Source organism: Bacteroides sp. 90-K9/2, assembly GCF_047310725.1.
In the GTDB taxonomy this organism is placed as follows: domain Bacteria; phylum Bacteroidota; class Bacteroidia; order Bacteroidales; family Bacteroidaceae; genus Bacteroides; species Bacteroides vicugnae.
On sequence record NZ_JBCGVL010000002.1, the window covers coordinates 417,472 to 431,532 of the forward strand.

A 14,061-nucleotide genomic window follows, 5' to 3' on the forward strand; every position below is an offset into this window, starting at 1 on the left:
AGAGGGAAGATACATTTTAAAACAAGATAGCCGGATATCTATATAAAGTCTATGTTTAATGATGGTGATGATGCTCTCCTAAAACCCGGTGAGGCAATGTACCGTGTCCCAATAGCTCGATAGGGCAGTTGAAGTTCCTTTCCAGCCATTCGGTAGTGACGCCTGTATCCGGATGGTAATCCAGCGTTTCGTTGACACAAGCGATGGATTTCACCTGCTGCAACACAGTGCCGATATCATGGCTGACAAGGATGATGGCACACTCTTTATTGATCTCAGCCAATAACTCATAAAGACGCGCTTCGAAACGCTTGTCGATATACGTGCTGGGCTCATCGAGAATCAATACCGCAGGGTCGGAGATGATGGCGCGTCCCAACAGGGCACGTTGCAGTTGTCCGCCGCTTAATTGGCCGATAGAACGGTGTTCGAGGCCTTCGAGCCCCATGCGGGAAATAATCTGTTTGCCTTTCTCTTTCTGTTCGGGAGTGAATCGCGAAGTGAGCGATTTTTGTATGCTCAATCCGGATAGAATCACTTCTTCCACGGAAATAGGAAACTTCCGGTCTATGGTGCTGTATTGAGGCAGATAACCGAGGAGGGGAGAGGATTTTGCGGAAGAACTTTGCCGGGAACTTTTGGCAGATGGTTTTGCAGAAGTCTCTTCAGGGGTCTCTTCAGGTGTATGGAATATAATTTCCCCTCCCGTTGGCTTCAACAGACCGAGGATGCACTTTATAAGCGTTGTTTTGCCGCCTCCGTTCGGACCTATAATACCTAGAAAATCCCGTTCGTAGATGCTTAGATTAACATCGTGAAGAACAGTGCGGCCGTCATATCCGGCAGAAAGATTCTTTATTTCGATTATTGGTTTCATCGTTGGAAATGGCTTGATGGGTTCTTTCTTTATACGTTTATTTTGTTGCAGCCTGTGGCGCAAGGGCTTTGGCTACATTCAGCATTTCTTCTTCCCAGTCGTAACTTAGCGGATTGATAGGGATCACTTTCGTTCCGGTTTGCTGTGCGATGGTTTCCGCATTGCGTTTGTCAAATTCCGGTTGCACAAAGATAACGCGTACATCTTCTGCCTGACACAGGTCTATCAAGGCTTTCAGATGGGCGGGAGAAGGTTCTTTGCCTCCTTCTTCGATGGAAATCTGATGCAATCCGTAGTCGCGGGCGAAGTAGGAGAGGGCCGGATGATAAATCATGAAGGCTTTGGCTGCTTCGGGAACGGAGAGTTGACGGCGAATCAGGCTGTCGGTGTGCTGGATGCGCTGGCAGAGCGAATCGTAACGGTTTCTGTAGTATACTTCATTTGCCTTATCCAGTTGGCTAAGGGCTTTGTAAGTGTTTCCTGCAATGATTAAAGCATTACCGGTGGAATTCCATACGTGCGGCTCTACGGCGTGGATATGTCCGTCGTGGCTGTTATGTCCGTGGGTGTGGTCGTGATCATCATTGTTGAGTATGAGGTCGATCCCTTTGGAGGTGTCGAACACTTGGATATGGGGGGTATTGTTCATTAAACGATCCATCCAGGTCTGTTCGAAGCCGATGTATCCGATGCGGAAATAAGCTTTGCTGTCTCCCAGAGAAACAAGTTGTTGGGGGACAGGATCATAAGTTTCCGGGCTGGAACCTTTGGGGACCATGCTGACTACTTTAAATTTATCTCCGGCAATAGCTTCCGTGAAATAACGTTGCGGTTCCAGGGTGACGGTAATCACCGGTTTTGCTTCGTCATCGTTGCCTGCTTGGGAAGAGCGTCCTGTGCAGGCTGCCATTAGGAGGCAGGCACTAAGGAGGAAAAGGGTTCTCATATCTTTTAGTTGTTTTTTCATGACTTCTTCTATTTCGGGGTTTCTTTCTTATCTTGTTCCTATTCTTATTTCCGGGCCCGTAATATTTCCCGTTTACCACCCGGAGGTCCGGGCAGGCGTTCTACTGTGAATCCGGCTGTCTGTAACATCCGGCGGACGACACCTTTGGCGCAGTAAGTGGTCAGGATGCCGTCTCTATCTAATAAAACGTAGAGGCGGTTGAATAGTTCTTGCGACCACATTTCCGGCTGCTTTTCCGGTGCAAAGGCATCGAAGTAAATGAGGTTAAATGAAGGATTCAGGGCAGGTGATTCAGCGTTGGTTACGCTATCATTGACATTGCTTATTGTCTGTTCTCTGTTTTCAACCCATTTATTAACGTCTGTCTCTACTTTCCGTAGGGTGAAGTGTGGAGTGAGTTGCACATCTTTCTCCCAAGGTGATGTATGAAGTTGCTTAAACAATTCGATGGCCGGTTGTTGCCGGTCGGTCGTTGTTAATTGTTCATCATTGGAGATATATCCTAGTTGCTCTATCGTCTGCCATTCCAGCGGATAGAGTTCCAATCCTGTATAGTGTATATTCCGTCTGCTTCTTTCTGCTTCTTCCAGGGTGAGCCAGGCGTTTAGTCCTGTCCCGAAGCCGATTTCAAGAATACGCGGAGTAGTGGCGGAAGAGGCTTTAAGTCCCATATCGATGAAAATATGTTGAGACTCCGTGCGTGCCCCTTTCGTTGAATGATAATGTTCATTCAATTCCGGAACAAACAGGGTAGCACTCCCGTCATCGGTTTTCTCAATAATCCTTTTCATCATACAATCTCTAATACTTACTGCCTAACGTCTAATACTTTATACTTACTACCTAATACTTATTTCTTATCCTGCCATAGCATCCCAGGCACTTTCGAGCACATACAGGAGGAGGATATAGCGTATCAGTTTGCCGACAAACATGGAAACGATGGTGAGCCATGTGTTGCTTCGCATAAATCCCAGTGCAATGGCTATCACTTCCCCAATGGCGGGAAGAAAGGTGAAGAAGGCCATCAATGCTCCTTTTCCTTGCAGGAATTTCACCATTTTGTCTACTTTCTCTTTCTTTACCTTGAAATATTTCTCAATCCAGCTGATTTTGCCCAGACGCCCCATGTAGTAGCAGGTCATTCCGCCTACTGTGTTGCCCAAAGTGGCGGAGATCAGACAGGCTATCGGGGGCAGACCGAGTTTCACCAGTGCCACCAGTACCAGTTCGGAACTGAAAGGCACGATGCTCCCAGCCAGTAAAGCCGAGATGAATAATCCCGGGAGTCCCCATTCTATGAGGAGTTGTATCGTTGAATCTATAAAAGCGTCCATATATTAAAAGCGAATAAGAGGATGAGACCGACCAATGAAAGGATGAAAAACACATTCGAACTTTTACTATTGGTCAGTACAAAGAAATGTCCGATCAGGATGCTGTTGCTTATGATAAGCAAAGGCAATAGGGCACTGCAATATATCGGTTGCAGGGCAATCAGCAGGAACAGGAAAATCGTCAGGTCTATCAAGAATTGGAGATAGGCGCGTGTACGTATCTTATCCTCAAATCCGGCAGCGATGCAGTGGACGGCACTGACGATGAACATCACCAACAGATAGCCGAGTATTGCCAGTTCCCAAGGCTGGAGGATTTGCAGGTTGAAGAATTCCCCGAAAGTTAGTAGCTGATTGAAAGGGTGGTAGAACAACTCCATCTCGTTGTAGAAGAAGGCGTGTCCGAACAACATCCAGTATGGCAGCATCCATCCGAGCAGCGCACCGCAGAAACTACGCGGAGTGAGCGACTGGAAACGGTAGGCTTCGAGCAACCAAAGCACCGAGAGGATGGTGAACTGTGGGAACAGAATACTTCCTGCTCCGATAAAGAAGAAGGAATAGAATAAATAACCCGCAGCTTGAGTTTGCTGGTAGCTTTTAAACAGAAAATAAATGGAAATGAGAAAGCCCAGGGCAACAATATCTCCTGTATATAGGAAATGCATTTTCGGGCAGACGGTGACCAGCAGGAAATAGATAGCCGTCTGCATGGATGCCCTCATACGGATAATGCTGAACTGATTGTTCAACTCTATCAGAAAGTAGCCGATGGTTGCATAAATCAGGAAGCTGACAATCCGGTCTGCCCATCCCGGAAGCAGAAAATCACGGGTGGGTTGCCAGGCAGAAGGGCTGCCTTCGAGTACGGTTGAGGCTATGGAATTGGGAAATAAAAAGTAAGTCAACACCCAGCACAGGGCGCAGATAAAGATAACGGCAGGCAGGGTCCACCGTCCTGCCGTCACTTGACTTTGTAGTCTTTTATTTCTCATGAGTTTATTACTTGTTATCTCTTGATTCTATAGGTACATTCGGTTGATATTCTGGATATTAATATCCTGCATGCTCGATGTTGACAACCATCCTGTCAGCTGTTAATACTTGATTCCTCAAGTATTAACAATTGTCGTCTAAACTATTAATACTTGATAACTCAACTATTAATGCTTGACAAGTCAATGATGTTCAGCGCTATGCGGAATAAGGCTACTTGCGTGCGAAACTTGAATTACAAATCGAATCCGATATCGCGGCGGAAATACTTCTTGTCGAAGTCGATCATGTCTGCCACTTTGTAGCTCTGTGCCAGTGCCTCTTCTTTCGTTGCACCGTAAGAGCAAACGGCAATCACACGTCCTCCGTTCGTCACTACTTGTCCGTCTTTCATTGCTGTTCCGGCATGGAAAATGATGCTGTCGGTAGCGGCAGCCTGTTCCAGTCCGCTGATAGGGAATCCTTTTTCGTAGGCTTCGGGATAACCTCCGCTGACAAGGATGACACAGCCTGCCGAACGCGGGTCCATCACCAGTGTTTTTTCGTTCAGGTTGCCTGCGGCAGTGCCTTCAAGCAGTTCTACGAAGTCGCTTTGAATGCGAAGCATCACGCTTTCTGTTTCCGGGTCGCCCATGCGGACGTTGTATTCGATCACCATCGGTTCACCTTTCACCTTGATGAGACCGAGGAAGATGAAGCCTTTGTAGGTGATATTTTCTTCTTTCAGGCCGTTGATGGTCGGCTCAATGATGCGGGTGCGAACTTTCTCCATATACACTTCATCGGCAAACGGGACGGGGGTTACGCTACCCATACCGCCTGTATTCAGTCCTTTATCGCCTTCACCGATGCGTTTGTAATCTTTGGCTACGGGGAGGACTTTATAGTGTTCTCCGTCTGTCAGTACGAATACAGAACATTCGATACCGCTTAGGAACTCTTCGATTACAACGGTTGCCGATGCAGAGCCGAACATGCCACCCAGCATTTCTTTCAATTCCTTCTTCGCTTCGTCTAGCGTAGGGAGGATGAGAACTCCTTTTCCGGCACAAAGACCATCAGCCTTCAATACATAGGGAGCTTCCAGCGTTTCGAGGAAAGCAAGACCTTCTTCGAGGTTTGCGGAAGTGATGCTTTTGTAGCGGGCTGTCGGGATGTCGTGGCGCATCATGAAGCCTTTGGCAAACTCCTTGCTTCCTTCCAGTTCTGCTCCTTGAGCCGAAGGGCCGATAACGGCGATATGCTTTAGCTCCGGACGGTTCTGGAAGTAGTCGTAGATTCCTTTTACCAACGGATCTTCGGGGCCTACTACTACCATTTGAATGTTCTCTTTCAGAGCGAAAGCGCTGATGGCTTCAAAATCAGTTGCTTTGATGTTGACATTCTCGCCTACGGCAGTTGTTCCGGCATTTCCCGGAGCAATGTACAGTTTTTCAACTTTCGGACTTTGGGCAATTTTCCATGCCAGTGCATGTTCGCGGCCGCCCGAGCCTAGTAATAATATCTTCATCTTTGTGCTATTATAAGTTATACTGTTATATATGATTCGTATGGATGCGGTGGACTTTGCAGGTTTTATAAATTCTGCTCAAAGTACCGGGTGATTTTCTCGTGCAGATGTACACGGTCGCGGCCTGCTACGTTGTGCTTGTGGCACGGGTAGATAAACAGGTCGGGATAAGTGCGGGCATCTACACAGGCTTTCATAAACGACAGGGTGTGCTGTGGCACGCAGGTATCGTCATGATCGTCGTGAATAATCAGCAGGTGACCTTTCAGTTGGCCGGCAAGATTCTTCAGGTTACATTCTTTGTAGCCTTCCGGATTGCTTTCCGGTGTGTCCATATAGCGTTCGCCGTACATTATTTCATAGTACCCCCAGTCGATTACCGGACCTCCGGCAACGCCTACTTTGAATATCTCCGGGTAACGGAGCATCAGGGCGGTAGTCATGTGGCCTCCGAAACTCCATCCGTGTACGCCGATGCGTTCGCTGTCTACATAGGGGAGGGATTTCAGGAATTCAACGCCTTTCACTTGGTCTTTGCCTTCTTCGATACCGAGACGGCGGAAGGTGGCATTTTCAAATGTTAGTCCGCGGTTGCTGCTACCGCGATTGTCGATGGTGAACATGATATAGCCTTTGCCTGCCATGTAGGTGTCCCATCCGCGTGCGCCGTTCTGCCATCCTCCGGTGACGCATTGCGCGTGAGGACCTCCGTAGACGTATACGATGACGGGATATTTCTTAGCCGGATCGAAGTTTGCCGGCTTCATCAGGCGGTAATGCAGGTCGGTAGTGCCGTCTGCGGCTTTGATTGTTCCGGTTTCGATGCTTGGCATCTGGTATCCGTCGTAAGGATTTTCAGCTGTCAGCAGGTTGACTGTTTCTTTGAAGTTTTTGGTGTCTACCAGATTGATGATGCGGGGTTGGTCTTTGGTGGAATAACGGTCGATAAGGTATGTACCGGAAGCACTAAGTGCTCCGCTATGTTCGCTCTCCTTGCAATTTTCGAACGGATGGCTTATCTTTCCATTACTTACGTTTACTGCAAAATGTCCACTTCTCAAACCTTCTATGGCAGTGAAAATGATCTCTTTACGCTTTGTGTTGAATCCCAGGATTTCGCTGACCAGCCAGTTACCTTTGGTCAACTGTTTCACTTTACCGGCTTGGAAATAACTGCCACCGTTGGCGCTATTATAGGTTTCACCTTTCTTGTTTGCTGCATCTGCCTCAAAGAGATAAAGATGATTGTAGCCGTCACGCTGACTTTGATAGATGAACTTGGTAGGGTCCCACGGCAGAAATACGATGGGGTTTTGCGGCTCAACGTATTTAGGGTGCATTTCTTCATAGAGAACTCCCATGGGTTCTCCTGTTTCTGCATTGTACTGGCAGAGTTTGGCATGATTCTGATCGCGGTTTACTTCGATCAGGTAGAGGCTCTTTTCATCCGGTGCCCAGCTGATATTGGTGAAATAACGGTCTGTCGGATCGCCTGCATTCAGATAAATGCTTTTGCCGGTAGCGGGGTTGTAAATCCCTACTTTTACCTGATGGCTCGTCATTCCTGCCATCGGATAGCGTACATTGTTCACTTCGCCTACGCGCGCAGTGATGTCTACAAGCGGGTATTGTGTCACCATGCTTTCATCCATACGGTAGAAAGCGAGCAGGTTACCTTTCGGACTCCAGAAAGTTCCTTTGTTGATACCGAATTCATTGCGGTGCACTGTTTGTCCGCAAACGATGCCTTCGGGTTCATTGGTTACTGCTTTCTCATTCACATATAGATTATTATCTATCGTGTAAGCCACATTTCCACTGGCTGCGCAATAGTCCTCATTATTCGCCCCGTCCTTTGGTTTGAAAGTGCTGACAACCTGATTGCTCTTGAAATCATATACAATGAACTTTCCTGCTATCGTGAATAGCATTTGTGGCTTGTCTGCCCATGGGAAACGGACGGAATACAGATGCGATAACTTCCCTGCCTTGTTTTCTTCAAGCACTTTGTTGATTTGCTCGCGAGTGATAACCATTGTTTCTTTCCCGGTTTTGGGTTGAATTGAATAAAGGGTATCTACTCCTGGCTTGATACATTCGTCGCCCCACCATTGCAACCCGTACAGGTTTTCTGCATAGCGGTAACTCTCGCCGCCCGGAATCAGTTCTTCCAGCGTCGGTTTTTTGGTTTCTTGTGCCATAACATTGAATCCGATTGGTAGTGCCAATAATAACAGAATGGCTCTTTTTCCAATTTTACTCATTGCTCTTTTCTTTATTATTTGTTTTTAAATCCTTCTATTTTTACTCTGTCCAAAGGAGTCTGCTTTATTTGAATGGCAGCACTCAATTTGGCAAAAGCGGTGAATAGGTCGTCAAATTGCTTCTCGTAGCTTTCTCTGTCGGAGGATATGTCCTCTTCCAAGTATTCAATCCTTTTTCTCAATTCTTCCAATTCCTGTTTGGGTGCATGGGAGAGCAGGTATTGGCGCATGTGGACGAAGGCTCGCATGATGTTGATGTTGACTTCGATGGCTTTTTCACTATTTAAAAGACCTGATAGCATTGCGACTCCTTGTTCGGTAAAGGCATAGGGCTGATATCTAAACCAGTTTATTTCTAAGGTGCCATTTTGGCACCTTATATTGTTTATCAGTAAGTTAGCTTCTGATTTTGTAAGCTGAAACATAAAATCCGCAGGAAAACGATTTATATTCCTTTTTACTGTTCGTTTCAGGTTCTTTGTTTCAATCTCATACATTTCTGCCAAATCAAAGTCAAGCATAACCTTTTGTCCCCTGATTTCATATATCTTATTTTCTATAATGACTAATTCATTCATTTTCTAGTCTAACTTTTTGGTTTACTATCTACGCCTATTACTTAACATTATTGTTGTTCAAACTTGAGGTCGTAATTTGCAACATCATATTGAGTATCAGTGCGTTAGTAGATATATGGTGTTGTGGATTGTTCTTAATTATGAATCAATTATTCCTCTTCCTTCTTCGGAATCCTCGGCTCCCGGTTCCCCCTAAATTCTCTTGGCCCTCTCGAATCTCTTCCTCCGCGGAATTCTCCCCGTGGCTTTCTATCTCTGTCGCCGCCTTTGAAGTCGCTACCTTCTCTGCGTGGCTTGTATTCTCCCTCTCTGCGAGGTCTGGACTCACCATCCCGGCGTGGTTTGAATTCACCTTCGCGACGTGGCTTAAACTCTTTTTTTTCTCTGAATCTTGGAGCCTGTTCACCTTCACCCTCTTTCTTCTCTTCGCCCTCTTCCTGGCTCTTGAACTCTTTATATTTTCCGTCAAAAATCTCATATTTGCGGAATTCACACTCTAACGGTCCATTGAACAAAGGAACCTTCTGGCTTGCCTTCAAGCCAATCTGGTCGAAACACTCTTCCCGATAAGAAAGCACCCATGCTTCGTTTCCTACAAATGCGTGTTTCAGGCGTTCGCCGATCATCTGGTAAAGACCGAGCAAATCATTCGTAGAGATACGTTCCCCATAAGGAGGATTGGTGATGATAATCGACTTCTCCTGCGGCTGTTCGAACTGCTGGAACGGTTGCAGTTTCAGCACGATATCTTTCGATACACCGGCAGCTTTTATATTGTGAGTAGCAATTTCATTCGCTTTCGGATTGTTGTCATACCCATAAATCTTATGAGTAAATTCACGCTCCTGACTGTCGTCATTGTAAATCTCATCGAACATATCCGCATCGAAATCCACCCATTTTTCGAAAGCAAATCCTTTGCGGAATACTCCCGGAGCGATATTCTTAGCGATCAGTGCGGCTTCTATAGGGATCGTGCCCGAACCACACATCGGATCGATCAGATCACATTCTCCACGCCATCCGGTCATTAAAATCATGCCGGCAGCCAATACCTCATTCAACGGAGCTTCTACCGCTTCTTGGCGATAACCGCGACGGTGAAGTGATTCTCCGGACGAGTCCAAAGACAAAGTACAGGTAGTCTGTGCAATATGAATGTTCAGAAGTACATCCGGATTGTTGATGCGTACCGACGGACGTTTACCCGTTTTCTCGCGGAAGTAGTCCACAATCGCATCTTTCACCTTGTACGAAACGAATTTCGAATGGCGGAACTCCTCACTGAATACTACTGCGTCGATAGCAAATGTCTTGTTCACATCGAGATATTCTTCCCATGGAATAGCCTGTATTTGATTGTAAACCTCGTCAGCATCTTTGGCCGTAAAGTTCTTGATGGGTTTCAGGATACGGATGGCGGTGCGTAGGCAGAAATTTGCCTTGTACATCATACGTTTATCTCCTGTGAATGAAACCATACGACGTCCTATTTGAATGTCGTTGGCTCCTAATGCTGTCAGTTCTTCTGCAAGTATCTCTTCCAGTCCCTGGAAAGTCTTGGCTATCATCTCGAATTGTTCGCTCATATAGATTTTTTTGATTTTATTTTTTTGCTTTAGTTTGTACGATTCTTGCTCCTGCGGGCACGTTTTCCGTTACCCAGATATTACCGCCTACGGTTGCATCACGCCCGATGGTGATTCTTCCCAGGATAGTGGCATTGGAATAAACAATCACATTGTCTTCCAAGATCGGATGGCGGGGGATTCCCTTGATTGGTTTTCCGTCGGCATCCAGCGGGAAACTCTTGGCTCCCAGTGTGACACCCTGATATAGTTTGACGTTATTTCCGATGATACTCGTGGCACCGATTACGACACCCGTTCCATGGTCGATGGTGAAGTGAGTGCCAATCTTGGCGGCCGGGTGGATATCGATTCCCGTTTCGCTATGTGCCATCTCCGTGATGATACGGGGAATCAGAGGAACACCCAGTTCCAGCAATTCATGCGCGATACGGTAATTGCTGATCGCTTTAATGGCCGGATAACAGAATATGACCTCTCCGTAGCTTTCGGCAGCCGGGTCACCGTTGTAGGCGGCTTCCACATCTGTTGCCAGTATCCTTCTCATGGCAGGTAACTTACTGATGAATTTAGCGGCAAGACGCGCAGCTTCTTCCCGTTTCGAGTCGGAGCAGACGTTACATTTCCCCTCTATGGAAGTACTAAAACATAATCCGGCCAGGATTTGCTCACAAAGTAAATCAAACAATTTTTCAATGTTTACACCGATGTGATAATTGATAGTCCGGCTGTTAATCGTAGAATTTCCGTAATATCCGGGGAAAAGAATGGAGCGTGAAAGCTCAATAATTTCATACAAGACTTTTGCAGAGGGCAGTGGTTCGCCATCTTTGTGCTGATGAAACAGTCCTTTATAAGATTCGCTTTCCGATAGCTCATCGACTGCCTGTGTCAAAATGTGGGTGAAGTTCAGTGGACTCATTAGGTCAGTTGCTCATATTTATATGGGGACAAAGGTATTAAAAAAAATAATAAAATTCGCTGGGATTCAGGATAAATAATGTATTTTTGTCACATTCAAAACATGACATATATAAAGGGGACTGATGAATCAGAGGACTGCTATGAGACTATTTGCGCTGTTGGGACTGTTGGTGTTGTTAAGTTGCGGATACGCTGATAGACATCACAATAGCTCTTCGTGCGAACAGGTTTTGGTTGATTCTTTGGAAGTTCGTGTGCAGGATTCGTTGTTTTCCAATGTGCATTATTCCCGCTCACAACTGCTTGAGGCACTGACGCAGACGCAAGATTCCTTGGTTTATTATCGTCTGCTCGCCCTTTACGGGAAAACATTTTTTGTCTCTTCCGATTTTGATTCTATACTCTATTACAACCGCCGGGTAAAAGAATTTTCCCGCAATGCTTCCCAATCTTCTGAATCTCTCCAATCTCCACGATGGAATGATGTATTGTCCGATGTCTATAATATCGAAGGCAATGTGTGGATGCAGCTGAACCGTCCCGATTCTGCAATTATCGACTATAAGAAAGCCTACGGATATCGCCTGAAAGGAAAAAAACTGCATCTGCTTCCGGATATTTGTATCAATATCGCTGATGCCTATCTGCATCGCAGTGACTTGGCGCACACTGCTTCGTATTACCGGCGCGCCCTCTTTCTCTGCGATTCTTTGAACTTGTCCGAGCACACGAAATTTCCTGTTTACTACGGATTGGGGCAGACTTACATGGAACTGCGTGATTTCGATTTATCCAATCATTACTATGAATTGGCCGGACAGTTTTTCAATGAAATGAATGTGAGCGAGCAATGGACTTATCTCAACAATCGCGGCAACCATTATTATTACCGGAAAGACTATCAGGAGGCTTTGAAATATATGCGCAAGGCCAATGCACTCGTATCTTCTTATCCGCAGATGGTATTTGAACAGAATTTTATCAAAGTAAACCTGGGAGAATTGTATTTGTTGACTGACAAACTGGACTCCGCACAGATCTGCCTGGACGAAAGTTATCGTTTTTTCTCCGATATACAGCATAATTCGGCCGTTCATTACATTGAAACCCAGATGATTGAACTGGCATTAAAGAAAGGAAATATAGCTCAAGCGAAGACTATGATTGCCCGGACTGCTCCTGTGGGGCATCTTGACGCCAATATGCTGACTATACGCAATCAGTATCTGCAACATTATTTTGAGCATACCGGTGATTACCGTCGTGCCTATGAATACCTGAAACGCGATCGCCATCTGGACGATTCCATTCGGAGCGAACGGATACAGATGCGTGTTGCCGAATTGGATATGCGTTACCGGCAGGATACGATAGTGCTTCGTAAGGAAATGAAGATTCAGCGGCAGGCGGCAGAGATGAGAGTGCTCAAATTGAGCGTATCTATCTGGGTACTTGTCTGCGTGTTGCTTGTGGCAGGGGTAGTGGTAGTTGTCTGGTATATGCGTAAAAAAAGGGAGTTTCTTCGCCAGCGTTTCTTCCAGCAAATCAACCGTGTCCGCATGGAGAATTTGAGAAGCCGGATTTCTCCTCATTTTACTTTTAATGTACTGGGACGTGAAATCAACCAGTTTAACGGCTCGGAAGAGGTGAAACATAATCTGATGGAACTGGTGAAATATCTCCGTCGTAGCCTCGAACTTACCGAGAAATTGAGCGTGTCTTTGCAAGACGAACTGGATTTCGTGCGTACATATATCGAACTGGAACGTGGGCGTGTTGGAGAAGATTTTGTCGCAACAATTACGGTGGAGGACGAATTAGAGGCAGCCCGCATCATGATTCCATCTATGATTGTGCAAATTCCGGTGGAGAATGCAATTAAACATGGGCTGGCGGGAAAGGACGGAAAAAAGGAGCTAATGGTATATGTTTCCCGTGAAACAAATGGGATTCGCATAACGGTTACCGACAACGGACGAGGGTATCTCCCGCAGGTGGTTTCCGCCACACGGGGTACTGGTACAGGATTGAAAGTGTTGTATCAGACCGTTCAATTATTGAATACAAAGAATAAGAGTGATAAAATACGTTTTGATATAACCAACAGAAGCGATGGACAAACCGGTACGGAAGTGTCGGTATATATCCCGTTTCATTTTTCTTATGATTTATGATGGATACAGAAGATAAGTATAAGGTAGTTATCGTTGACGATGAACGTACAGCGATTGATGCTTTGCGCCGGGAATTGGAGCCCTATCGTGAATTTGAAGTAAAAGGAATCGCAGGGAATGGTGCAAAGGGTAAAAAGATGATTATGGAGTTGCATCCGGACTTATTGTTTCTTGATGTGGAACTTCCGGATACGTTGGGACTCAATCTATTAAGTGAAATAAGGGAGGATATTTTGTGGGATATGAAGGTCGTATTTTACACCTCTTATGACAAATACTTGCTTCAGGCGTTGCGTGAGTCGGCTTTCGACTTCCTGCTGAAGCCTTTTGAAGCGGAAGACCTGAAAGTAATTATAGACCGTTACCGGAAGGCTATGACCTCTACTTCGCTTCCTCTTTTGCCTTCTTTTGCTTCTTCTATTAGTGCATTGATGCCCCAGCAAGGCATGTTTATGATTAGCACAGTGACAGGTTTCAAGCTTTTGCGACTGGAGGAAATCGGCTTTTTTGAATATCTGAAAGACAAACGTCAATGGCAGGTGGTCTTGTTTAATCAAACTTGTCTGAACTTGAAGCGGAATACAAAAGCAGAAGATATTATCAGTTATTCACAAGCTTTCGTACAGATTAGCCAATCTGCTATTGTAAATGTTAATTATCTGGCAATGATTGATGGTAAATGCTGTCAACTCTATCCGCCTTTTCACGATAAGAATGATCTGATTATTTCCCGAAGTTATCTAAAAGAACTGCAAGAGCGTTTCTTCGTTTTGTAATGTAGACCTCATATTATGAAATACGCCACTTCTTCAGCAGAAGCGGCGTATCCTTTTGTTAGAATATTA

At 45.7% G+C, this 14,061-nt stretch carries 12 protein-coding genes; 2 read left to right on the top strand and 10 right to left on the bottom strand.

Translation table 11 applies throughout. The features are described from left to right. Positions 1 to 55: 55 nt before the first annotated feature. The 10 genes from AAHJ11_RS09025 to AAHJ11_RS09070 form a co-directional block, all read right to left on the bottom strand. The gene (locus AAHJ11_RS09025; protein ID WP_413579396.1) at positions 56 to 877 is read right to left on the bottom strand and encodes a metal ABC transporter ATP-binding protein; all 822 of its coding nucleotides are present in this window, start codon (positions 875 to 877) and stop codon (positions 56 to 58) included. 37 nt (positions 878 to 914) lie between these two features. Further along, positions 915 to 1,844 (bottom strand): metal ABC transporter solute-binding protein, Zn/Mn family, encoded by a 930-nt coding sequence (locus AAHJ11_RS09030; protein WP_074559799.1) that lies wholly within the window; start codon positions 1,842 to 1,844, stop codon positions 915 to 917. Between the two features lie 44 nt (positions 1,845 to 1,888). Then, on the bottom strand, positions 1,889 to 2,635 hold the full coding sequence (gene mnmD, locus AAHJ11_RS09035) for a tRNA (5-methylaminomethyl-2-thiouridine)(34)-methyltransferase MnmD (RefSeq protein ID WP_320975049.1): 747 nt from the start codon (positions 2,633 to 2,635) through the stop codon (positions 1,889 to 1,891). Positions 2,636 to 2,701: 66 nt separating this feature from the next. Continuing rightward, positions 2,702 to 3,181 (bottom strand): YqaA family protein, encoded by a 480-nt coding sequence (locus AAHJ11_RS09040; RefSeq protein ID WP_117610918.1) that lies wholly within the window; start codon positions 3,179 to 3,181, stop codon positions 2,702 to 2,704. Further along, on the bottom strand, positions 3,166 to 4,176 hold the full coding sequence (locus AAHJ11_RS09045; RefSeq protein ID WP_413579398.1) for a hypothetical protein: 1,011 nt from the start codon (positions 4,174 to 4,176) through the stop codon (positions 3,166 to 3,168). Before AAHJ11_RS09045 ends, AAHJ11_RS09040 begins: the two co-directional genes overlap by 16 nt. 236 nt (positions 4,177 to 4,412) lie before the next feature. Further along, on the bottom strand, positions 4,413 to 5,687 hold the full coding sequence (gene purD, locus AAHJ11_RS09050) for a phosphoribosylamine--glycine ligase (RefSeq protein WP_195649660.1): 1,275 nt from the start codon (positions 5,685 to 5,687) through the stop codon (positions 4,413 to 4,415). Positions 5,688 to 5,752: 65 nt separating this feature from the next. Then, positions 5,753 to 7,951, bottom strand: coding sequence for a DPP IV N-terminal domain-containing protein (locus tag AAHJ11_RS09055; protein ID WP_413579400.1), 2,199 nt, complete (start codon positions 7,949 to 7,951; stop codon positions 5,753 to 5,755). Positions 7,952 to 7,965: 14 nt separating this feature from the next. Further along, entirely contained in the window at positions 7,966 to 8,529 is a 564-nt protein-coding gene (locus tag AAHJ11_RS09060) for an ORF6N domain-containing protein (protein ID WP_148367824.1), read from the bottom strand. 149 nt (positions 8,530 to 8,678) lie between these two features. Next, on the bottom strand, positions 8,679 to 10,118 hold the full coding sequence (locus AAHJ11_RS09065; protein ID WP_234131742.1) for a THUMP domain-containing class I SAM-dependent RNA methyltransferase: 1,440 nt from the start codon (positions 10,116 to 10,118) through the stop codon (positions 8,679 to 8,681). Positions 10,119 to 10,134: 16 nt separating this feature from the next. Continuing rightward, positions 10,135 to 11,040, bottom strand: a complete 906-nt coding sequence (locus AAHJ11_RS09070; protein ID WP_004296704.1) for a serine O-acetyltransferase — start codon at positions 11,038 to 11,040, stop codon at positions 10,135 to 10,137. 124 nt (positions 11,041 to 11,164) lie between these two features. On the opposite strand from AAHJ11_RS09070, the gene AAHJ11_RS09075 reads away from it, so the two are divergent. Both AAHJ11_RS09075 and AAHJ11_RS09080 read left to right on the top strand, forming a co-directional pair. Continuing rightward, entirely contained in the window at positions 11,165 to 13,216 is a 2,052-nt protein-coding gene (locus AAHJ11_RS09075; RefSeq protein WP_148367826.1) for a histidine kinase, read from the top strand. Then, positions 13,213 to 13,992, top strand: a complete 780-nt coding sequence (locus AAHJ11_RS09080; RefSeq protein ID WP_148367827.1) for a LytR/AlgR family response regulator transcription factor — start codon at positions 13,213 to 13,215, stop codon at positions 13,990 to 13,992. Before AAHJ11_RS09075 ends, AAHJ11_RS09080 begins: the two co-directional genes overlap by 4 nt. Positions 13,993 to 14,061: the final 69 nt, after the last annotated feature.

Excerpts from the sequence above, each read along its gene's own strand:
- AAHJ11_RS09065 (WP_234131742.1), bottom strand. The coding sequence starts at position 10,118 with ATGAGCGAACAATTCGAGATGATAGCCAAGACTTTCCAGGGACTGGAA.
- AAHJ11_RS09060 (WP_148367824.1), bottom strand. The coding sequence starts at position 8,529 with ATGAATGAATTAGTCATTATAGAAAATAAGATATATGAAATCAGGGGA.
- mnmD (WP_320975049.1), bottom strand. The coding sequence starts at position 2,635 with ATGAAAAGGATTATTGAGAAAACCGATGACGGGAGTGCTACCCTGTTT.
- purD (WP_195649660.1), bottom strand. The coding sequence starts at position 5,687 with ATGAAGATATTATTACTAGGCTCGGGCGGCCGCGAACATGCACTGGCA.
- AAHJ11_RS09045 (WP_413579398.1), bottom strand. The coding sequence starts at position 4,176 with ATGAGAAATAAAAGACTACAAAGTCAAGTGACGGCAGGACGGTGGACC.
- AAHJ11_RS09080 (WP_148367827.1), top strand. The coding sequence starts at position 13,213 with ATGATGGATACAGAAGATAAGTATAAGGTAGTTATCGTTGACGATGAA.
- AAHJ11_RS09025 (WP_413579396.1), bottom strand. The coding sequence starts at position 877 with ATGAAACCAATAATCGAAATAAAGAATCTTTCTGCCGGATATGACGGC.
- AAHJ11_RS09055 (WP_413579400.1), bottom strand. The coding sequence starts at position 7,951 with ATGAGTAAAATTGGAAAAAGAGCCATTCTGTTATTATTGGCACTACCA.
- AAHJ11_RS09070 (WP_004296704.1), bottom strand. The coding sequence starts at position 11,040 with ATGAGTCCACTGAACTTCACCCACATTTTGACACAGGCAGTCGATGAG.
- AAHJ11_RS09030 (WP_074559799.1), bottom strand. The coding sequence starts at position 1,844 with ATGAAAAAACAACTAAAAGATATGAGAACCCTTTTCCTCCTTAGTGCC.
- AAHJ11_RS09075 (WP_148367826.1), top strand. The coding sequence starts at position 11,165 with ATGAATCAGAGGACTGCTATGAGACTATTTGCGCTGTTGGGACTGTTG.
- AAHJ11_RS09040 (WP_117610918.1), bottom strand. The coding sequence starts at position 3,181 with ATGGACGCTTTTATAGATTCAACGATACAACTCCTCATAGAATGGGGA.